This is a genomic window from Moraxella cuniculi DSM 21768 (assembly GCF_900156515.1).
Taxonomy (GTDB): Bacteria; Pseudomonadota; Gammaproteobacteria; order Pseudomonadales; family Moraxellaceae; genus Moraxella; species Moraxella cuniculi.
In genome coordinates this window covers 1-21,602 of sequence record NZ_FTNU01000016.1, presented here as the reverse complement: position 1 = coordinate 21,602, position 21,602 = coordinate 1, and the positions used below count along the sequence as shown (strand labels likewise).

Here is a 21,602-nt window from a genome sequence, read left to right as displayed (position 1 = left end):
GGCAGAAAAGCTGTTATTATAACACGCAATCTGCCACAAACCGCACCTGACAGATGATTCGCTCTTGAATTTTTTGCCAGTCGCCCCATTTAGGCAATTATACAAACTTAACAAAGGTGAAATTATGTCTATTATTAACGCAACCGATGCCAGCTTTGATGCTGATGTGCTAGGCTCCGACCAAGTGGTCTTGGTTGATTTTTGGGCACCATGGTGTGGCCCTTGTAAGGCAATCGCTCCCACCCTAGAGGAGCTGGCAGCAGACTATGCTGGTCGTGCCAAAATCGTCAAAGTCAATGTTGATGACAACCCAGAGTCTGCTGCTCGCTTTGGCATTCGCAGCATTCCAACTTTATTTGTATTTAAAGATGGTGAGCGTGTCGAGGCAGTGGTTGGCGGTCGCCCAAAATCAGAATTTGCCGCCTTGCTTGACAAGCATCTATAAACCTACCCTCAAGCCAGCATCGTGCTGGCTTTTTTTATCACGCAAAAGTGTCATAAATTTGCCACACAGCACTTGACAAAATCATCAATTTGGCTTAATATCTATGCACCTGCAATCACATTCTGCTGATTGCATTTCTTTATTTCTACCCAATCATTTCCATCAATTTGCCCAAATTGGGCTTTATTCATTATTTACCTATCCATGAATCTGACTGAATTAAAACGAAAATCCGTTGGCGAATTGCTACAGATTGCCGAGTCTATGGGGCTTGACAACATGGCAAGAAGTCGCAAACAAGACATTATTTTTGCCATCTTAAAAACCCACGCCCGTAACGGCGAGGCAATTTATGGTGATGGCGTGCTTGAGATTTTGCCTGATGGCTTTGGCTTTTTGCGTTCCTCTGAAGGATCGTATCTGGCAGGACCTGATGATATTTATGTCAGCCCCAGCCAAATTCGCCGCTTTAATCTACAAACAGGGGATTCCATCGCAGGACAAATCCGCCCCCCTAAGGATCAGGAACGCTATTTTGCCCTACTAAAAGTCAGCGAAATTAATTTTGACACCCCAGATCGCAGTCGTCATAAGCTCATCTTTGAGAACTTAACACCACTATTTCCTACCAAGCAGCTGGTGCTGGAGACTGGCAATGGCACAACCGAAGATTTGACAGGGCGTATGATTGACCTGATTGCCCCCATCGGCAGAGGCCAACGCTCCATCATAGTCGCCCCTCCAAAGGCAGGCAAGACGGTGCTATTACAAACCATCGCCCAAGCCATCACCAAAAATCACCCAGAATGCTACCTTATCGTACTGCTGATTGATGAACGCCCAGAAGAAGTTACCGAAATGCAACGCACCGTGCGTGGTGAAGTGGTTGCCTCAACTTTTGACGAGCCGCCACAGCGACACATTCAGGTTGCCGAGATGGTCATCGAAAAAGCCAAACGCCTTGTTGAGCATAAACAAGATGTGGTTATCTTATTAGATTCCATCACCCGTCTGGCTCGTGCATACAATACGGTCATTCCTTCAAGCGGCAAAGTTTTGACTGGCGGTGTTGATGCCAATGCCCTAGAACGCCCAAAACGCTTTTTTGGTGCCGCTCGCAATGTTGAAGAAGGCGGCAGTCTGACCATCATCTCAACGGCACTCATTGACACTGGCTCTAAGATGGACAGCGTAATTTTTGAGGAATTTAAAGGCACGGGCAACCAAGAGATTACCCTCGAGCGAGACCTTGCCGAGCGTCGCATTTTCCCAGCGATTAATATCAAAAAATCCAGCACACGCCGTGAAGAGAGATTGCTTGACGAAGAAACGCTACGCCGCGTTTGGATTTTACGCAAGCTCATGCAACCGATGGAAGATTCGCAAGCAACCGAGTTTTTGCTCGAAAGACTCAAAGATTCCAAAACCAATGACGAATTCTTTGAACAAATGATCAAAAAAGCTCAGAGCTAATAACCGCCAGCCATTATTCTTAATGGCTGGTTTTGTTATGCTGTACCGTTAATTACCTGTGCTACAAATTTTTATCACAAATTTACAAAAAAAGACTTGTCATTTCGTTGTCATCTTTATTTTTTTGTGCTAAGATACGCCCAACACTAAACCTTGATACAATTTATTGTCGCTTGGCTAAAGTGGCAAGCAGATTAATTGTTATATTTTGTTACAAAATTAAGCATTTATTAATAAATTTAACTTTGCATCTGTAATAAATTGTTGTATCATGATACGAATTTTGTATCGACCTATGGACGAGGGTTTTCTCATGTATCAATGAGATTGAGCTTGCTCATGGGTTGTTTTTATTTCATATCCACCTAATTGGAGTTTTACCATGCAAACTAAACTAATCGCATCTGCACTAATCGCTGCTTTGGCTCTAACTGCTTGCTCAAAGCCAGCTGAAAAAGCTCAAGACGCTGCCTCTACTGCTACTGAAGCTGCTGTAGAAGCTAAAGACGCTGCTGCAACTGCTGCTGCTACCACTGGTGAAGCTGCTGCTGACGCTGCTGACAAAGCTGCTGAAGCTGCTGCTGACGCAACTGCTGCTGCTGGCGACGCTGCTAAAGCTGCAACTGACGCTGTAGCTGGTGATGCAAACGCTGCTCAAACTGCTGAAGCTCAAGCTGCTGCTGACCAAGCTCAAGCTGCTGCAGAAACTGCACAAGAAGCTGCTACTACTGCAACTGAAGAAGCTAAGAAGTAATTTTACAGCCACGCTGTTAAAATCTTATAGCAAAAGAGGGTCTTTTAGGCTCTCTTTTTTATTGTCTGATTATAGCAAAGACAGCAACGCCATCACTTCTGGTAGCAATCATACTCATCAAAGACTAACAAATTAGCCAGCTCCGCTAAACCCTCTTAATCGCCATCACGGCAAGCACAATTTAGTAATCAGTCCAAACAACCACGCACAGCAAGATTGCCAATAAACAACCCAGACTGTTTGGTTTTGGTGATGATTGGTACAAAAAACCACCACAATAACTGTGGTGGTTGGGCAGTGGCTTAAGCATCTACAACAGGGATTTTGCCAATTTTTACCTGCCAAATCTTCGGTGCCGTGGCATGGACAGAGCTGCCCTGACTGTCTACAGCCACAGTAACTGGCATATCCTTGACCTCAAATTCATAAATCGCTTCCATGCCAAGTTCGGCAAATGCGACGACTTTGGCATTTTTGATGGCTTTTGATACCAAATAGGCCGAGCCACCAACTGCCATTAAATACACCGCCTTGTTATCAGCAATCGCTTGACACGCTGCCTCGCCTCGCTCTGATTTACCAATCATGCCCAAAAGCCCTGTCTGTTCAAGCATTTGTCGTGTGAATTTGTCCATACGCGTTGCAGTCGTTGGGCCTGCTGGACCGACAACTTCATCACGCACAGGATCAACAGGCCCGACATAATAAATCAGCTTGTTGGTGAAATCCACAGGCAGGGTTTCACCCTTACTTAGCATATCTGTCATGCGTTTGTGTGCTGCATCGCGACCTGTGTAGATTTTGCCAGACAATAGCAATACATCGCCCGTCTTCCAGCTTGCCACTTCTTCTTTGGTCAGCGTATCAACATTCACTCGCTTGCCATTGTCTGGGCTGTAAGTAATGTCTGGATAAGCATCAAGACTTGGCGGTGTCAAGGCGGCAGGCCCTGTACCATCTAGCTCAAAATGAATGTGGCGAGTGGCAGCACAGTTTGGAATCATGGCAACAGGCTTACTGGCAGCGTGCGTTGGATAATCCAAAATCTTCACATCAAGCACTGTGGTTAAACCGCCCAAGCCCTGTGCACCGATACCCAGTGCATTGACCTTCTCATACAGCTCCAGACGCAAGCTCTCGGTTGTGGTCAATTCAGCACCGCTGTCGGCTTTTGCCTTTAATTCATGAATGTCAATATGGCTCATCAGCGATTCTTTGGCAAGCAATGCTGCCTTTTCTGGCGTACCGCCAATGCCAATGCCCAAAATCCCCGGCGGACACCAACCAGCACCCATGGTTGGCACGGTTTTTAGCACCCAATCAACAATACTGTCCGAAGGGTTTAGCATCGCAAGTTTTGATTTGTTTTCACTGCCGCCGCCTTTGGCCGCACAAGTTACATCAACAGTATCACCAGCGACAATTTCCATATGAATGACCGCAGGTGTATTATCCTTGGTGTTGGTGCGTTTGCCAGCAGGGTCGGCCAGCACTGAGGCACGCAGTTTGTTGTCAGGGTGGTTATAAGCACGGCGAACGCCCTCATTGACCATCTCTGCCACGCTCATTGTGCTGTCCCATTGCACATTCATGCCCACTTTCAAAAATACAGTTGCAATCCCTGTGTCTTGGCAGATGGGGCGTTTGCCCTCAGCACACATACGACTATTTACCAGAATCTGCGTCATCGCATCACGAGCGGCAGGGTTTTCTTCACGCTCAAGTGCGGCACTAAGTGCGGTAATATAATCGGTTGGGTGGTAATAACTGATGTACTGAAAAGCATCAGCAATGCTTTGGATAAAGTCTTCTTGCTTAATCACAGTCATGATAAATCCTTCTGGCTAATTTGGTGCAATCAGCACACAAACGGCTAAATTTAATGCAAGGCATTGTTGGTTGTCATCACCCACATTAGCGGTGATAATCTGTACCATTTTAGCATTTTTTGACAAAAATTGATAACACTTGGTGCGGTTATCTTGTTACCTTTATCGTCATTTTATCCATGATTGGCAAATCATCATCACAATCAGCCAATTCTGCCAACAATCAAGTTAATGAGCCACACTTTGTAAAGGCATTAACACCCATCAAAACAAACTTTGACATTTCTCCTGATTGTGGCAAAAGCCGACTGATAAAAGATTTCACCCACGCTGCCTTAAAAAAGAGGGATTGGCAAATAAAAAAGCAAGCACCGATACAATGCTTGCTTGGCATCAAATAGCACTCTAGCCACTGATGCGTTCGATATTGACACCCAAGGCTCGCAATTTATTTTCAACATCATCATAACCACGATCAATGTGATAAATGCGGTCAATGATACTCTCGCCTTCGGCACAGGCAGCCGCCATCACCAAAGACATCGAAGCACGCAAATCGGTCGCCATCACAGGTGCTGGCATGAACTTCTCCACCCCTTCAACGATGGCAGTATGCCCATCAACACGCACCTTTGCCCCCATGCGTTGCAACTCTGGCACATGCATAAAACGATTTTCAAAAATATTCTCAATGATTGTGCTGGTGCCGTCCGCCAAGCAACACACCGCCATCAGCTGTGCCTGCATATCGGTCGGAAAACCAGGATGCACCTGTGTGCGAATATCCACCGCCTTCGGTCTGGTGTGCATAACAGCACGAATCCAGTCCTCGCCCGTGGTGATGGTCGCACCCATCGCCTCGAATTTTTTTAGTACAGGGTGCAAAAATTCTGCCGAAGTATTCTTGGTCAGCACATCGCCACAGCTCATCAAAGCCCCAGCCAAATAAGACCCTGTCTCAATACGATCAGCAATGACACTGTATTCACAACCATGCAAACTATCCACGCCCTCGATCACCATCGTGGTGCTGCCAATACCGCTGATTTTTGCTCCCATCGCCACCAGCATATTTGCCAAATCAACCACTTCAGGCTCAGTGGCACAGTTTTCTAGGCGTGTTGTGCCTTTTGCCAGAGCCGCCGCCATGATGACATTCTCTGTACCGCCAACAGTTACCATATCAAAGCTAAAATCACACCCTATCAACCGACCGCCTGCTGGTGCTTTGGCTTTGACATAGCCATTTTCGACAGTGATGGTAGCACCCATCGCCTCGAATGCCTTTAGGTGCTGATCAACAGGTCGTGAACCGATAGAACATCCACCCGGCAATGACACTTCTGCCTCGCCAAATCGTGCCAAAAGTGGCCCCAGTACCAAAATTGACGCTCTCATGGTTCGCACCAATTCATAAGGTGCGTAATAATTATTCACCGTGCGTGCATTGGCGGTTACTGTATTGCCCTGCTTATCAATCTTAACGCCTGTGCCTGCGATTAGCTCGATGAGCGTTTGTGTGTCTTTTAGTGTTGGCACATTGTGCAGTACAGTTTCATCATTGGGTAACAGCATGGCAGCAAGCAAGGGCAATGCGGCATTTTTTGAGCCAGAGATACTCACCTCGCCTGCGATGCGACTGCTGCCTATGATTTTAAATTTGTCCATAAAATTCTCGTATTATCAAGCCTGTTTGCTGGCATATTCATCAGGAGTCAGAGCATGGATTGTCAAGGCGTGCATGGCACCGCTTTGGATATGCTCATTGACCAATGCAAAAATCATCTGCTGGCGTGCTACCAGTCGCTTATTATCAAATGCTTCATCAACAATCAGCAGCTCAAACTTATTGCCCTGATTGACTGCATCAATATGAGCCTTTGGAAAATGTGGACGCAACAGGTCAATCAACTCTTGTGCATTCATAAAACTTCTCATCTGTTTGCAAATCAACTATTATAACAAACTACTGCCCAGCTTGCGTAATTTTTGTCAATTGATAACAAAATTATTCACTTGGCGTGCCAAACACAGGCGGTGTATTGCTCGGTGCGGTATTTGTCGCATCGGGCGTATAAATCTCTTGGAGCGTGTAACTGCCAGTTGCACCATCAACCGCTGGCAAATCCTCAACCGCAGGAGCCATCTCAACCAAAGTGGTCAAAGTTACCGCCTTTGCCATGCCAGAGGTGGCCTGCACAGCTGCCAAAATCTCATCTTGCTGAGCTGAGGTAAGATAGCCCATGATATAGGCGGTGCTATCACGGACGATGATTTTGTATTGTGAGGATTTGACATCGCGATTGGCAAGCAGCCGTGCATTAATCTTAGAACGCAGATAGTTCTCATGCACTGTGTGGCTTTGGCTTTTGGGAATATCAGTAACGGTAAGGTAATTGAACACTTTTGCCACGCCACGCATTGATTCAATGGTGCGTCCGATTTCTGCTTTGATTTGCTCGCTTGGCACTTCACCTGTCAAAAGCACCTCTCGCAAATAGCCATCGATGGCAATGCGTGCATTATTTTGATTAATGCCGTCAATGGTTGCCAAATTGCGGCGTGCCGTCAGCTCAATGCTGGTGTCGCTTAGACGCTCTGGGATACTACGCCCCATCGCATCCGCCCCAACACTACCCCCATTTGTGGTGCAAGCGGTCAATGCCATCATTGATGCCATCATTGCAATCAATACTTTATTCATAATACAAACTCTCTTTAATAAATTTGCTATTTTGTCGTTATTTGACTGTGTTGCCACATTATCATGCCATGCCCAAGCCTGTCCAAGCTAAAATGCCGCCACCAGCCATTCATGCACCACGCCATCTGCCATCACATCAAACAACAGCACATCAAAACGGCACTCATACTCAGCATATTCAGGGTGCTGCTGCAAAAAATACTCGGCAGTGCGATAAATTCGCCCCTGTTTTGTCGGGCTAATACTATCAGCCGCTGTACCAAACTGTGATTTTTTGCGACTTCTGACCTCAACAAATATCAGCAGCGATTGTTGGCTGGGTGTGGCAATGATGTCAATCTCACCAATGCCTGTAGCGATAAAATTTGTAGCAACAATCTGTAGCCCTGCCTGACATAAAATGAGTTGTGCCTGCATTTCATAAAACGCCCCCTGTCGCATTTTGGCAGTTTTCGCCATTTTGTTTAGCGAATGCGTTTAACAACCACAGTGCCAGCAATTTTATCATGCCAGCCTTGCTTTTTGGCATCAAATCCTGCCCAAATAAAGCCCAAACCCAGCACCAGTGCCGACACCGTATAGCCAATAAAATAGCGAAGTAACGCCCTTGGCACACTGATAAACGCCCCTGTTTTGGCATCACGAATTTGTAAACCAAACAGCATTTTGCCCGGTGTCGCCCCTTTTTTCACCCAAAAGATAATCACCGCCACCGCAAACACAAGGTTTATCACAATATCCATAGGGCTATAAACAGGTATCTCCTCAATCGGCATATTTGCTATCTGCTGCCACTGATAATACATAAGCGGCAAAGTCAGCAAAACAAATATCAAGCTATCCACCAATTGGGCAACAAGCCGCACCCAAAATCCTGCGTATTGATATTCGCTGTCGTCATAGCGAGGGTCGTGTTGTTGTACCATAATCACCTCCAAATCTTGTACGCTGTAGCATAGCAAAGTTTTGGCATTTTCGCCATCATCTCGGGCGATTTTGCTGGGATTTTTTGTGAATTTTCGGTAAAATATCGTTATTTTGTGGAATTTTTTATGAAATTAAGAATTTTAAGCATCGGTCATAAGATGCCAAGCTGGGTACAGACAGGATTTCAAGAGTACCTAAAACGCATTTTGCCCATGATGAGCGTTGAGATGGTGGAACTGCCCCCTGCCAAACGCAGCAAAAATCCATCGACTGCCGATATCGAAAAATACAAACAAACCGAAGCTGCAACCATACTTGCCGCCAAACACCCAAAAGAGCAACTGTGGCTGCTTGAAGTCAAGGGCAAAATGCTCTCAACCGAAACCTTGTCAGACAAGCTGTCCATCGCCATGCAAGACGGCAGTGATATCGCACTGGTTATCGGCGGAGCTGATGGCGTGGCAAACTCGCTGTTGCAGGCGGCGGATTTTCAGTGGTCGCTGTCGGACTTGACGCTGCCGCATCCATTGGTTCGTGTCATACTCATTGAGCAGCTGTACCGTGCGATGAGTATTATTAATAACCACCCTTATCATCGAGGTGGTTAAAATACAACCAAACCTCACACCAAGCAAAAATCTTTTGGCACCAATCCATCAGCCATGCGTGCCACAGTTTGTGTTGATATAATTAACAAAACCCCATCGTCAGACAGGGTTTTGGCTTGCTATCAGCTCAATTTTTGGTTATTCAATACCTTTCATGGTTAGCTTAATGCGACCACGATTGTCAATGTCTTGCACTTGCACCTTGACCGTTTGACCTTCTTTTAGGTAATCGCTGACATTTTCGACGCGCTCATCAGAGATTTGGCTGATATGCACCAAACCGTCCGTACCTGGTAAAATGGTAACAAACGCCCCAAACTCCACGATGCGAGCAACCACACCTTCGTATACCGCACCAACTTCCACTTCGGCAGTAATCGCCTCAATCTGTGCCATGGCAGCACGCGTTGATGCTTTGTCCATACCAAAGATACGGATTGTGCCATTGTCCTCAATATCAATGGTCGCCCCTGTGTCTTCGGTCAGCTGGCGAATGGTTGCCCCACCCTTGCCGATGACATCACGGATTTTTTCAGGATTAATGCTCATTGTGGCATAGTTTGGTGCATGAGCATTAATCTCGGTGCGGCTTGATGAGATAACCTCATTCATCGCCGATAGGATATGGATACGACCTGCATAAGCTTGTTTTAGTGCCTGTTCCATAATGTCGGCAGTGATGCCTTCGATTTTAATGTCCATTTGCAAAGCGGTAATACCTTCGGTAGTACCTGCCACCTTAAAGTCCATATCGCCCAAATGATCTTCATCGCCCAAAATATCTGACAAAACAGCAAAGCGGTCGCCTTCTTTGACCAAGCCCATTGCGATACCTGCTACAGGGGCTTTTAGTGGTACGCCTGCGTCCATCAATGACAATGACGCACCGCAGACCGATGCCATTGATGATGAGCCGTTTGATTCGGTGATTTCGGACACCACACGAATGGTATATGGGAAGCGATCGACAGATGGCAACATTGCTTGTACGCCACGGCGAGCCAAGCGTCCATGACCGATTTCACGGCGTTTTGGAGCCCCTTCACGACCTGTCTCACCCACTGAATAATGTGGGAAATTATAATGCAGCATGAAATGATCTTGCTTGGTGCCAGCCAGCGTATCGACCAAATTCACATCGCGAGTGGTGCCAAGTGTTGTTACTACCAAGGCTTGGGTCTCGCCACGAGTGAACAATGCCGAACCATGCGTATAAGGCAATACACCAACCTGAATATCCAACGCACGCACTGTCTCAAGATCACGGCCATCAATGCGTGGTTTGCCTGATAGGATATTATCACGCACGGTGCGGTATTTTAGCTCCTCAAACAAACTCTTGATTTCTGCAACCTTGTCTGCATAATCCTCACTGTCAGCATCACCAGCCAAGGTCTCAATCGCTTCATTTTGTAGCTCATCTAAACGAGCATAGCGATCTTGCTTGACAGTAATGGTATACGCCTCGCTCACTTTTTCGGTGAATGCGGTTTTTAGTGCCGTGTTTAACGCCTCATTAATCACAGGAGCGACAAACTCTTGTTTGGCGTTGCCAACCGCTGCGGCAAAGGCATTGATATTATCAATCACCACTTGTTGCTGGGCGTGTCCGTACAATACCGCACCAAGCATCTGATCCTCTGACAGTTCTTTGGCTTCTGATTCCACCATCAGCACAGCTGCCTTTGTACCAGCCACCACCAAATCCAAATCACTCTGCTTCATCTCGGCAAGATTTGGGTTTAGCACATATTCGCCATTGATAAAGCCCACACGAGCGGCACCGATTGGTCCATTAAATGGTGCTGGTGAGATGGCAAGAGCAGCTGACGCACCAATCATGGCAGCAATATCAGCGTCTTGGGTCTTGTCCGATGAGATAACCGTTGCGGTTACTTGAATTTCGTTATAATAGCCTTCTGGGAATAGTGGACGAATTGGACGGTCAATTAAGCGGCTGGTCAGCGTCTCAAACTCACTGGCACGCCCTTCACGCTTGCCATAACCACCGGGGATTTTGCCCGAAGCGTACATTTTTTCTTGATAATTAACCGTCAGTGGGAAGAAATTCTGTCCAGCAACTGCCTCTGGGCGTACCACCACAGCAACCAGTACCGACACGCCACCCATATGCACCAGCACGCTATTGGCTTGGCGAGCGATGCGACCAGTTTCTAGCACAACTTGTTGATTGCCATATTGAAATTCTTGACGAATGGTATTAAACATAATGATTCCTATCTATGCAAGCCAGACCAAATCTAAAGCCCTAAGGCATCACATCTGTCAGCACATCTCATGCCTTAGAGTTCTAAATTTTTGCCACAGCTTGGTGATGAATGTGATTGTTAAGAAAAATTTCAAAGAAAAACGGCACGCCAAAGCACGCCGTTTTCGTCTGTGGTAACACACGCCACCACACTGCCAATTAACGGCGAAGACCCAATGAAGCGATCAAATCGGTATAGCGATTTAGATCTTTACCTTTTAGGTAGTCAAGCAATTTGCGGCGTTGGTTTACCATGCGGATTAGACCACGGCGGCTGTGATGGTCAGCTTTGTGTGCTTTGAAGTGGTCTTGTAAGTCATTGATGCGAGCAGTCAAAAGAGCAACTTGCACCTCTGGGCTACCAGTGTCATTCTCGCCACGCTTGTATTTGGCGATGATTTCTTCACGATCTTTGTTCGTTAGCATAACAGTTTCCTATTTGGGCAATGCGATATCATTCGGGCAAGCATTGCATTGCGAAAGCCTGCCTAAGCCAATTGGCACTGATTGATGATTATAACAAATTTTTGTCAATTTGTCAGCTTTTTTTATAAAGATACTGCCATGCCAATTGGGATTGACAATCGGCAGGCATTGGGGCATTTGTTAAGATTACAACAAAAAAGCCCATCGGCAAAACACCCATGGGCTAGATACATCGCTTTTAATTGGCGTGATTAAAAATTATAACGCAAGCCAACTTTTGCACCGTATTGATCTGCTTTAATTTTATCAAATTTACCCAAATAGTTATACTCAACGCCAGCATCTACTGCCAGCTGTGGATTGATGGCATACTGTACACCAGCTACCACGCCTGCACCAACTTTGGTGCTTTTGGCTTTGTTTGCTTTTTGTGTGTTGCTGGAGGCAACGCCATTGATCACCATATCAGTCGTAACAGCCACATCTGCTTTTAACTGATTCACACCCACTCTCAGACCTGCATACGGCGTAAATGCCGAATTATTAGCAAAGTCATAAATCGCTGACATACCAAGCGACTGGGCTTTAACCTTGGTAACGACATTAGCTTTGGCTGATGAAATGAAGACAGACCGCCCTGTAACCTGCCTTGTAATGTCAGCAACTAAATTTCGCATATCAGCGTCAAACACCACCGTTTGTTTTTGCTCAAGCGTACCAAAATTGGTATAATCTACTGCATAACGCACATTGCCAGTGTCTTTACCAAAAGCCACGCCAAAACTTGTGCTGTTATCTTTTAGCTTCTGATTGCCCTCTTTGGTCTGTAATTTGGCATAGCCAACATTACCTTGTACATACAGACCATCGCCTAACACATTTGCAAAAGCTACGCTTGATACACCTGCCAATACGGTAGCTAAAATCATCTTTTTCATCGCAATACTCCAAAATAAAATAAGCCAAAATAAACCAACACTGAAATTCTACCCCCCCCACTTAAACTGTCAAGGAATTTTATGGGATTTGGCATAAATGTTACAAAATTTTACAAGAAAATCTGCCATCAAAAAAAATCCACCGATAAAACACCGATGGATTTGATAATGCGACTGTAGCAGTCAGGCATTAGAAGTTATAGCGAAGACCTAGCTTAGCACCGTATTGGTCTAATTTTACCTGATCGTTTGAACCAACTTTACCAAGGTAGTTGTACTCAACGCCAGCATCTACAGCCAATTGTGGGTTGATGCTGTATTGTACGCCAGCTAGTACACCTGCACCAGCTTGAGCTTTTTTGCTGTCAAGAGAAGCCGCTACTGTACCATTGTTCGCACGAGCTTCATTTTTCAATCTTAGGTAGTTCAAACCTAGACGACCGCCAACATACGGAGTAAAGCCAGATACTGGCTGGAAGTCATAAATGGCTGAAAAACCAACCGATTGTGCTGATAGCTCTGCCTTAAAGAAGCCTGCGTTAAGCTGTTCGTTATTTTCAAGTTTACCAAAATAGGTATAATCACCAACATAACGCACATTGCCAGTATCTTTACCTACAGCGATGGTGAAAGATGGGTTGCTGTCTTTGAACTTTGCACCAGCTTCTTTAGCTTGTAGTTTAGAATAACCAACATTACCTTGTACATATAGGTTGTCAGTGTTTAGTAGGTTGGCTGAAGCCATGCTTGAAACACCTGCCAATACAGCAGCTAGAGCGATCTTTTTCATAATAAATCCTTAAACCTAGGAGAAAACATTGCCATAATAGGCGAGCTAATTTTATCGCCAGTACCTTGTACTGTCAAGTATATTTATAAAATTTGCTCAATATGTTACAAAATTTTACAAACATAAAAAGCTATGCCAGCATTTTTTTGGGCTGTAGTCTGCCTGTGATGGCAAGCTCCCCCAAGCCGACAAAAGCACCGTCAGCATACAGTCGCACCATACACGATGGCTCTGCTTGCTCGGTGAACAAGGCAGCAGCACGCTTGGCAACATTGAGCCGCTGTCCAATCTTAAGTCGCTGCGATTCATCAGCATCAACCGTCAATATCGGCAAATGTGCCACAAGCACATCAACAGGCAGCAGCTGAAGTAACCGCTTGGGCATATCCATCGCCTCCAATGCTGCAAAATCCACCGCCTCTGCCAGCATAAAACCGCCCGTCTGCGTCCGCCGCAGACCAATCAGATGCCCAAGCGTCCCCAAGCGACCAGCGATATCCTCTGCCAAAACACGCACATAACTGCCTTTTGAGCACAATACAGACAATGCCAGCGTCCGCTCATCAATACGCCGCAATTGCAACTGATGAATAACGATACGGCGTGGTTCTCGCTGTAGCTGTATGCCCTCGCGTGCATATTCGTAGAGTTTTTTGCCGTCTTTTTTTAGTGCCGAATACATCGGCGGTATCTGCCACTGCTCGCCTATCATCGCCAAGCTAAGCTCATCAAGCATCGTCTGATCTATCGCTGGCACGGCGGCGGTTGCAATCACAACACCCTGCATATCGCCAGTGTCTGTCTGCTCGCCCAACCGAATCGTGGCTGTATAACCCTTGTTGGCATCAAGCCCATATTGGGCAAATTTGGTCGCCTCACCGAAGCATAAGGGCAAAAGCCCCGTTGCCATCGGGTCTAGCGTGCCTGTATGCCCTGCTTTTTTTGAATCTTGGCTGTCTGATTTGAACAAATGCTTTGCTCGAAAAAGAGCCGTGTGCGAGCTGATATCGGCAGGTTTGTCCAATAACAAAACACCTGAAATAACCGTTTTTTGCATCAGTTGTCGCCATCGTCTGCCGTTGCTTGGGTTTTTTGCATGGCTTGATTGACCAAATTCATCATGTGGTTGCCCTGTGCGGTTACTTCGTCATAATGAAAACGCAAGCGTGGCGTTGTACGAGTTTTCATCGTGCGACTAAGCTCGGTACGCAAAAACCCTGCGGCGTTGTTTAGCACTTTTAGGCTCTCACGATGTGCCTCAATGTTCATGCCACCGTCTTGGCTCGGCTCAAGAATGGTTACATAAATATCAGCATAGCCCAAATCTGGGCTGACTTTCACCGCCGAAATGGTAACAAATCCAGTCAATCTGGGGTCATTAATCTCATCACGGATTAAAATTGCCAAACTGCGTTGGATCTGATCAGCCAAGCGTTGTAATCGTTGATTCATAAATATCCTTTCATGCTTTATTAATATTTTAAAAATTGACCACTGTGCCTAATGCCAGCACTACCAAGTGGCAATGACACATGAGCGTTGATGTATCATCGCCACAAAGCAAAACCCCGCCAGCTTGACAGGGTTTTTGTTGGTTATAGCTCTCGCTTGATTTCGTGAATTTCAAACACTTCAATCTTATCACCAACAGCAACTTCATAGCCCTTCACCGCCAAGCCGCACTCGATGCCTGCCTTGACTTCATTGACATCATCTTTATAACGGCGTAACGATTGTAGCTGACCTGTGAAGATAACCTTGTCATCACGCAATACACGGATTGGCTTGTTGCGATGAATGGTACCCTCTTGCACCATGCAGCCTGCCGCCGCACCGAATTTGCTTGAGCGGAAGACCTCTCGCACTTCGGCAATGCCCAGAATCTGCTCACGATGCTCAGGTGCCAGCATACCACTCATTGCCGCCTTGACATCATCAATCAGTCCATAAATCACGCTGTAGTAGCGAATATCCAATCCTGCTGCGTCAGCTTTTTTCTTGCCTGCATTGTCGGCACGCACATTAAAACCAAGCAATACCGCCTCGCTTGATTCTGCCAAGATAACATCAGACTCAGTGATGGCACCAACGCCAGAGCTGATGACACGCACTTTCACCTCATCGGTAGACAGCTCATCAAGTGCCCCCAATAATGCCTCCAGCGAACCACGCACATCGGTTTTTAGGATAATGTTTAAGGTGGCAACTTCGGTACTGTTCATGCTGTCAAACAAGGTATCCAGTCGCATTTTATTTTGGCGTTCCAAGATGCGATCACGCTCACGAGCAGCACGGAAATCCGCCACTTCTCGTGCTTTTTTCTCATCTGATACCACCAAAAATTCGCTGCCTGCCGCTGGTGCTTCTGGCAAGCCCAAAATCTCTACAGGAATCGAAGGGCCTGCGGTTTTGATACGCTGACCATTCTCATCGGTCATGGCACGCACCTTACCATAATATTCGCCCGCCAAGACCAAATCGCCTTGGTTTAGTGTGCCTTTTTTGACAAGTAAGCTGGCAACCGCTCCACGACCTTTGTCCAAGCGAGACTCAATCACCACGCCCTGTGCTGCACCATCAACAGGTGCTTCTAGCTCCATCAGCTCCGCCTGAATGCTAATTACCTCAAGCAATTCATCAATGCCCATGCCTGATTTGGCAGAAACCTTGACCATCGGCGTATCGCCACCCCATTCTTCTGGAATCACTTCTTTGACCGATAATTCATTAATCACACGATCAGGATCGGCGGTGTCTTTATCCATCTTATTGATGGCAACAATCAGCGGTGTGCCAGCTGCACGAGCGTGGTCAATCGCCTCTTCGGTCTGTGGCATCATGCCATCGTCCGCAGCGACAACCAGTACAACAATATCGGTCGCTTGTGCACCACGAGAACGCATTGCTGTAAATGCAGCATGCCCCGGTGTGTCAAGGAAAGTAATCACGCCACGATCTGTGGTTACATGATAAGCACCGATATGCTGGGTAATGCCGCCTGCCTCACCTGAGGCGACTTTGGTGGCACGAATCTTGTCAAGCAGAGAAGTCTTGCCATGATCAACATGACCCATGATGGTAACAACTGGCGGACGGGTCTGAATATTGCCTGATTTTTCGTCTACTGCCACCTGCAAATCATCTTCTAGCTGCGTATCACTAACAGCGATGAAATTATGACCAAATTCCTCAATCACCAAAGCAGCAGTCATCTGGTCAATGGTATCAGACTCTCGCACCAGCTCGCCCATTTTCATCAATGCCTTGATGACTTCACGGACTTTGACCGCCATTTTTTGAGCCAAGTCAGACAGCACAATGCTCTCACCAACTTCGACATTATGCACGATTTTTTCAACAGGCATTTCAAACTTATGCTTATTTGCCTGTGATGATTTTAGTCCTTTTGAGCGGGTTTTGATTTCTCGCTCTTCTTGCTGACCTTTGCGGCCTTTTTTGCCGCCTTTGCCTGTTGTGCCTGCACTGCCTCGCTTGATTTCACGGCGTTCTTTTTCGAACGACTCCTCCAAAGCCGCTCCCACCAAGCCATCAGCCAGCGGTGCGTCATCTTTGGTGCGTACGATGGTTGCCTGTGTACCATCATCGCTATCGCTGTAGCGTGATGCCATCTCTTTCATTTGTTCAAGCGTGCGGTTTTGGGCATCGATGGCAGCTTTGCGGCGTGTTTCAGCCTCCATCTGACGCAGGCGTTCTTCTTCAGCCTCACGAGCTTCACGGGCTTTTTTGTCTTCGGCAGATTCTTGTTTGGCTGGTTTTGCTGCTTTTTTCTTATCGGCTTTTGGTGCAGCTTTTTGCTCATCGTCTTTTTTGGTTTTTTTGACAACAACAGCACTGCTGGTATCGCTAGCTTTGCTTGGTTCGGCACTGGCACGCATTGCTGCCAAAGTTGCCGCTTGTCGCTCGGCGGCTTCTTTTTTGCTGCGTTCAGCAGCTTGTTTTTCTGCCGCTGCTTTTAGGCGCGCTTCTTCAGCTGCTTTGGCTTGAGCGGCAATCTCTGCCTCAATCTTAGCAGGGTCTGGTTTTTCATAAACGACTTTTTTGGTGCGTACCACATTGATGGTTTTTGCCTTGCCAGAAGCACCTGTTACCTGTGCTGTTGAAGTGGTTTTTGACTTCAGGCTAATGCGAGATTTTGGCTTTTCGCCATGACTTTGTTTTAAAAATGCCACCAGTTTTTGTTGCTCGGCATCACTAACATGGTCATTTTCGCTGCGTGCTGGCAACCCAGCATCGGCAAGCTGCTTTAAGATGGTTTCGGTTGTTGTGTTTGAAATTTGAGCAAGCTCTTTAACTGTTTTTGCCATTCATATCACCTAGTTTTTGCTTAGTGATGGGCATTGGCATCATCTTAATTTGTCTTTTGACAACGCCCATCGTATCTTGTCTGCCAAACACTAGGTCTGGCAGGTTATGCTCTTGACTGCACGCTCATTGCTGTGCGTCCATTATTACCGCCATCATGATTAATCAAACCACGATTGGCGTGCTGCCATGATCAGCCTACCAGCCAATTCGCTGTCCAAGCCTTCGATATCATCAATATCAAATACCGCCTGCTCTGCCAAATCATCAAGGCTAATAATGTCTCGCTCTGCCAATTTATAGGCGATCGCTGGGGTCATTTCATCAAGTGCCAAAAGCTCAGCACTTGGCTCTTTGATGTTTTGTTGCTTGGCAATCTCATCGCTGATAATTACCTCTTTGGCACGCTCTTGGATAGCGGTGATGGTCTCATCATCAAGACCTTCGATTTCATAAAACTCTTCAATAGGTGCATAGGCAACGGTTTCAATATCGCTAAAGCCAACCTCTGCCAATACTTCTGCCAAATCACGATCAACCTCTAGACGCTCATAGAACATCTCAATCACTGCTTGATTTTCAGAAGCCTGACGCTCATTGTATTCCGATTCCAAAATCATGTTGAGCTTGTAGCCTGTCAGCTCTGATGCCAAGCGAACATTTTGACCTTGCGAGCCAATCGCTCGTGCCAGCTGTTCGTTGGTTACAAAAATCACCTCGGCAGTTTTGGTGTCTTCGTCAAGCACCAAACCACTGACATCAGCAGGCTCCAAGGCACTGATGATATACTGGGCTGGGTCTTCATTCCAGACGATTACATCGATACGCTCACCGTCAAGCTCTTGCTGCACCGCTTGGATACGCGTACCACGCATACCGATACACGCCCCCACAGGGTCAATGCGGTGGTCGTTGGTTTTGACCGAAATTTTGGCACGAAGCCCCGGCAGGCGAGCCACATCACGAATCTCGATAATCTGTTCGCTAATCTCTGGCACTTCTTTGTTCATCAAAGCAACAAGCATTTCGTTGCTGGTGCGAGACAATACCAATTGTGGGCTTCTGCCATCACGATTGACTTGTTGCAAAATCGCCGAAACGCGGCTTTTTGGACGCAAAGTCTCTCTTGGCAAAGTATTGTCTTTTGCCAAATACCCTTCGCCACCTTCGCCCAAGTCAATGATATAAGCATCACGGCTTTGTTTTTTGACCTCGCCAGTAACAAGCTCACCCAAGCGAGACTCAAAAGCATCGGCAATTAACGCTCGTTCCGCCTCACGGATTTTTTGGATAATTACTTGCTTAGCTTGGGTTGCTGCAATTCGCCCAAACTCAATTGACTCAATTTGTTCTTCTTTAATGTCGCCGATTTTCCACTCGTTTTCGTCCAAGTCGCTGATGGCAAGCTGGCAAGCTGGCATTTCATGGTCTTCATCAGCCACCACCGTCCAGTAGCGGAAAGTGTCATAGTCGCCAGTTTTGCGGTCAATATGCACACGAATGGCAACCTCTGGCTGCTCGGTGTAGACTTTTTTCTTGGTAGATACAACCAACGCCTGTTCGATTGCTTGAAAAATATCTTCAGGGTTTAGCCCTTTTTCATTACTGACGGTCTCAACCACGGTCAAAATTTCACGACTCATCTGTGGATTCCTTGGGTTGGGTTAATGGTTAATATAATGATAAAATAGTTAATTTAATCAAATAGTTAATAAAAATCCCAGTTTGGGAAGATTACTAATTTTGAAAATCTGCTTAAAATAAATAAAAGTTAGTCTTGATAAACCAAATGTGCCTTATCCACACTATCAAAGGCGATATCAAATTCCAACTTATCCTCGGTGAGGATTTGCATACTGCTATCAGTAACCGACATCAGTCGCCCAACAACCTTGCGGCGTTTGTTCTCTGCTGTGCCAATCGCATGAATCAAGCGTAAATTCACCACCTCGCCGACATATTCTGCCACCTGCTCACGCGTGAACAACGGTCTATCAAAACCAGGGCTTGACACCTCCAGCACATACTCGCCTGCGATGGGGTCGTGTACATCGAGCACGCCTGACACCTGATGATTCACCGCCGAGCAATCCTCGATGGTGACATGCTCACCAGCCGCTCGCTGCTCTGGCAGGGTCTCAATATAGATACGCAATAACGATTTGCGTCCTTGTGGCATAAACTCAATGCCCCACAAGTCCACACCACACGCAGCCACAGCAGGTGCTATCAATTCGGTCAATTCAGCAATTTTGCTTGATGGTTTCATGGTTGAATGATATTTCCTAAAATTTAGCCGAACACGGATAATAAATACAAAAAAACCCACAAAACAATCGTTGGTGGGCAATAATAATACCAGCCGACAGCTTGGCTAAGCAAGCTACCCAAATCCAATGATAACAATCTGAACTTAGGATTTTAAAAAGTGGTAGCGGGGGCTGGATTTGAACCAACGACCTTCGGGTTATGAGCCCGACGAGCTACCAGACTGCTCCACCCCGCATCAATTTAGAATGCCTATTATACAGCAAAATCACCCCATGTCAAGCAAAAATTTTATTTTAATTATTTTATTGCAAAAATATATTTAAAATAAAAACTATATTTATCAAAATAACAAAACAACACCACTCATCACAGCCTTGGTTGGCTTTTTTGATAATCCATAATCCATCAGCCATCAGCCATCAACACATGGATAATGATACTGCTGGCTTAGGTTATTCACAATGCCAATCATATCCAAATCTCTTTGCTCGCTGCTTGGAGATTTTAGCACAACTGCAATGCCTGTATAGCCAGACTTTAGGCGGACATGGCACAGCAAATGATAGCCCCAGTGTGAAAAACTGCCCGATTTGCCACCCAAGCACCACGGCATATCTTTGATTGCTGCAAAAGAGGACGCCACACGAATGCTGCGTGCATTTGCACCTGTAATCGTCAGCGTTGCAACCGACAAACCCCAAAGCCGTGCCAAATCCCGATGCTTTACGGCAGCGACACCCAAACGCATCAAATCCAACACCGTGGATAGCTGTTGCCTATCCGACAGCCCTGTGGGATTTTTAAAGACGGTTGCCGTCATGCCAAGCTGCCTCGCCTTATCATTCATCAGCGAAACAAAACCCAAACCCGACACTTCAGTAACTGCCCGAGCAACTGCCTTGGCAGCGATATTGCTTGAGGGCAACATCATGTTAATGATTAGATTTTCTACACTGATAATATCGCCTGTTTTTAAATTATAGCCAGAACCAATCACCAAATCATCATCAATAATCATCACCTGATGATCCAACTTAAGATATTCCAACGCAACCAATGCCGTCATGATTTTGGTAAGAGATGCAGGAAATATTTGTTCGGTTATCTGACGGCAATGCAGCAGATTGTCAAAATCAGCCACACCTGCAGGGCTGATGGGCAATACCCCAAAATAATCAGCCGCCAAGCCAGACAACAACCCATCAGACCCATCAGCTCGCCTAACCGCCCTTAAAAAACTATCAATATTGTCCATATGCCCACTCATGCTATCGTTTTTGTCGTAAAACCATCAAACTTGGCGACTATTATAACCAAATGCCATAAAAATGTATGCAAAACGGATTGGTTTTTGGCAAGATGTGTCAGTGGCAATTCCCAGATTTGCCGTGTCATCTTGGCAGGATTTGAATCATTTAAAATGGCAATCTGTTTGGATGCTTGATGTAAAAAGCAGTTAAAGACAGATGATTGATTGGGCAAATTTGACCAATGCAGCCCATCAAACAAAAAACCTTGATGATAATCAAGGTTTGGGCAGTATAAATAAAGATAAGATTTGGTGCGATCGGAGGGACTTGACATTATTTTTTAAACCATTGTTTCTTATGGTCTTATTTTTATTAATTAGCAAAATAAATAATAAAATACTGTTATTTATACTGTTAAAATTCCGCACCAGAATACGCCTTTATCCTCCATACTTCGGACAAATGTATAATACCCACAAATCCCCCAGCCGTCAAGACTGGGGGGGGTATCATCAGCCAATCCTAAAAACCTGTCCTCTTTGAGTGCCGCTTGGGTGCTTGTAGCCCAGATGAATCCAGCTGTTTGGACTGGTTG

The 21,602-nt window shown here is 46.0% G+C and carries 22 protein-coding genes and 1 tRNA gene; 5 read left to right on the top strand and 18 right to left on the bottom strand.

Annotated features, from left to right (window positions below; translation table 11 throughout):
- Window positions 1-124 precede the first annotated feature (124 nt).
- From trxA to BW928_RS08760, 3 genes are all read left to right on the top strand, one after another.
- Window positions 125-445: a thioredoxin gene (gene trxA, locus BW928_RS08770; protein WP_076555854.1), complete on the top strand. Its 321-nt coding sequence runs from the start codon at window positions 125-127 to the stop codon at window positions 443-445.
- Between the two features lie 204 nt (window positions 446-649).
- Window positions 650-1,918 carry a transcription termination factor Rho gene (gene rho / locus BW928_RS08765; RefSeq protein WP_076555853.1) on the top strand — a complete coding sequence of 423 codons (1,269 nt, stop codon included), beginning with the start codon at window positions 650-652 and terminating at the stop codon, window positions 1,916-1,918.
- Between the two features lie 382 nt (window positions 1,919-2,300).
- Window positions 2,301-2,672 carry a hypothetical protein gene (locus BW928_RS08760; protein ID WP_076555852.1) on the top strand — a complete coding sequence of 124 codons (372 nt, stop codon included), beginning with the start codon at window positions 2,301-2,303 and terminating at the stop codon, window positions 2,670-2,672.
- A gap of 302 nt (window positions 2,673-2,974) precedes the next feature.
- On the opposite strand, the gene BW928_RS08755 is transcribed toward BW928_RS08760, so the two are convergent.
- From BW928_RS08755 to BW928_RS08725, 6 genes are all read right to left on the bottom strand, one after another.
- Window positions 2,975-4,504: a fumarate hydratase gene (locus BW928_RS08755; protein ID WP_446030799.1), complete on the bottom strand. Its 1,530-nt coding sequence runs from the start codon at window positions 4,502-4,504 to the stop codon at window positions 2,975-2,977.
- A gap of 402 nt (window positions 4,505-4,906) precedes the next feature.
- The gene (gene murA / locus BW928_RS08745; protein ID WP_076555849.1) at window positions 4,907-6,169 is read right to left on the bottom strand and encodes a UDP-N-acetylglucosamine 1-carboxyvinyltransferase; all 1,263 of its coding nucleotides are present in this window, start codon (window positions 6,167-6,169) and stop codon (window positions 4,907-4,909) included.
- Window positions 6,170-6,184: 15 nt separating this feature from the next.
- Entirely contained in the window at window positions 6,185-6,427 is a 243-nt protein-coding gene (locus tag BW928_RS08740; protein ID WP_076555848.1) for a BolA family protein, read from the bottom strand.
- A gap of 82 nt (window positions 6,428-6,509) precedes the next feature.
- The gene (locus BW928_RS08735) at window positions 6,510-7,205 is read right to left on the bottom strand and encodes a BON domain-containing protein (protein WP_227516581.1); all 696 of its coding nucleotides are present in this window, start codon (window positions 7,203-7,205) and stop codon (window positions 6,510-6,512) included.
- 87 nt (window positions 7,206-7,292) lie between these two features.
- The gene (locus tag BW928_RS08730) at window positions 7,293-7,664 is read right to left on the bottom strand and encodes a YraN family protein (RefSeq protein WP_076555847.1); all 372 of its coding nucleotides are present in this window, start codon (window positions 7,662-7,664) and stop codon (window positions 7,293-7,295) included.
- 5 nt (window positions 7,665-7,669) lie between these two features.
- Entirely contained in the window at window positions 7,670-8,131 is a 462-nt protein-coding gene (locus BW928_RS08725; RefSeq protein WP_076555846.1) for an RDD family protein, read from the bottom strand.
- Window positions 8,132-8,257: 126 nt separating this feature from the next.
- Between BW928_RS08725 and rlmH the strand changes: the two genes are divergently transcribed.
- The gene (gene rlmH / locus BW928_RS08720) at window positions 8,258-8,740 is read left to right on the top strand and encodes a 23S rRNA (pseudouridine(1915)-N(3))-methyltransferase RlmH (RefSeq protein WP_076555845.1); all 483 of its coding nucleotides are present in this window, start codon (window positions 8,258-8,260) and stop codon (window positions 8,738-8,740) included.
- A gap of 138 nt (window positions 8,741-8,878) precedes the next feature.
- Here rlmH and pnp read toward each other — a convergent pair whose 3' ends face one another.
- Window positions 8,879-10,975, bottom strand: a complete 2,097-nt coding sequence (gene pnp / locus BW928_RS08715) for a polyribonucleotide nucleotidyltransferase (RefSeq protein WP_197719009.1) — start codon at window positions 10,973-10,975, stop codon at window positions 8,879-8,881.
- On the opposite strand from pnp, the gene BW928_RS11680 reads away from it, so the two are divergent.
- Window positions 10,971-11,147 (top strand): hypothetical protein, encoded by a 177-nt coding sequence (locus BW928_RS11680; RefSeq protein ID WP_158078415.1) that lies wholly within the window; start codon window positions 10,971-10,973, stop codon window positions 11,145-11,147. The two genes, pnp and BW928_RS11680, sit on opposite strands and share 5 nt — an antisense overlap.
- Window positions 11,148-11,168: 21 nt before the next feature.
- On the opposite strand, the gene rpsO is transcribed toward BW928_RS11680, so the two are convergent.
- The 11 genes from rpsO to BW928_RS11960 all read right to left on the bottom strand — a co-directional run.
- Window positions 11,169-11,435, bottom strand: coding sequence for a 30S ribosomal protein S15 (gene rpsO, locus BW928_RS08710; protein WP_076555843.1), 267 nt, complete (start codon window positions 11,433-11,435; stop codon window positions 11,169-11,171).
- 251 nt (window positions 11,436-11,686) lie between these two features.
- Window positions 11,687-12,373: an opacity family porin gene (locus BW928_RS08705; protein WP_076555842.1), complete on the bottom strand. Its 687-nt coding sequence runs from the start codon at window positions 12,371-12,373 to the stop codon at window positions 11,687-11,689.
- Between the two features lie 190 nt (window positions 12,374-12,563).
- The gene (locus tag BW928_RS08700) at window positions 12,564-13,163 is read right to left on the bottom strand and encodes an opacity family porin (RefSeq protein WP_076555841.1); all 600 of its coding nucleotides are present in this window, start codon (window positions 13,161-13,163) and stop codon (window positions 12,564-12,566) included.
- A gap of 130 nt (window positions 13,164-13,293) precedes the next feature.
- Window positions 13,294-14,220 carry a tRNA pseudouridine(55) synthase TruB gene (gene truB / locus BW928_RS08695; protein ID WP_076555840.1) on the bottom strand — a complete coding sequence of 309 codons (927 nt, stop codon included), beginning with the start codon at window positions 14,218-14,220 and terminating at the stop codon, window positions 13,294-13,296.
- On the bottom strand, window positions 14,220-14,615 hold the full coding sequence (locus BW928_RS08690; RefSeq protein ID WP_076555839.1) for a ribosome-binding factor A: 396 nt from the start codon (window positions 14,613-14,615) through the stop codon (window positions 14,220-14,222). Before BW928_RS08690 ends, truB begins: the two co-directional genes overlap by 1 nt.
- Before the next feature lie 143 nt (window positions 14,616-14,758).
- Window positions 14,759-17,488: a translation initiation factor IF-2 gene (gene infB / locus BW928_RS08685; RefSeq protein ID WP_076555838.1), complete on the bottom strand. Its 2,730-nt coding sequence runs from the start codon at window positions 17,486-17,488 to the stop codon at window positions 14,759-14,761.
- Window positions 17,489-17,647: 159 nt separating this feature from the next.
- The gene (nusA, locus tag BW928_RS08680; protein ID WP_076555837.1) at window positions 17,648-19,129 is read right to left on the bottom strand and encodes a transcription termination factor NusA; all 1,482 of its coding nucleotides are present in this window, start codon (window positions 19,127-19,129) and stop codon (window positions 17,648-17,650) included.
- 128 nt (window positions 19,130-19,257) lie between these two features.
- The gene (gene rimP, locus BW928_RS08675; RefSeq protein ID WP_076555836.1) at window positions 19,258-19,755 is read right to left on the bottom strand and encodes a ribosome maturation factor RimP; all 498 of its coding nucleotides are present in this window, start codon (window positions 19,753-19,755) and stop codon (window positions 19,258-19,260) included.
- 160 nt (window positions 19,756-19,915) lie between these two features.
- Window positions 19,916-19,992 (bottom strand) — tRNA-Met (locus BW928_RS08670).
- 177 nt (window positions 19,993-20,169) lie between these two features.
- Window positions 20,170-21,012, bottom strand: a complete 843-nt coding sequence (locus BW928_RS08665) for a D-alanyl-D-alanine carboxypeptidase family protein (protein WP_158078416.1) — start codon at window positions 21,010-21,012, stop codon at window positions 20,170-20,172.
- A gap of 401 nt (window positions 21,013-21,413) precedes the next feature.
- Window positions 21,414-21,602, bottom strand: a 189-nt coding sequence (locus BW928_RS11960) for a hypothetical protein (protein ID WP_227516580.1), incomplete at its 5' end; no start/stop codon positions are given.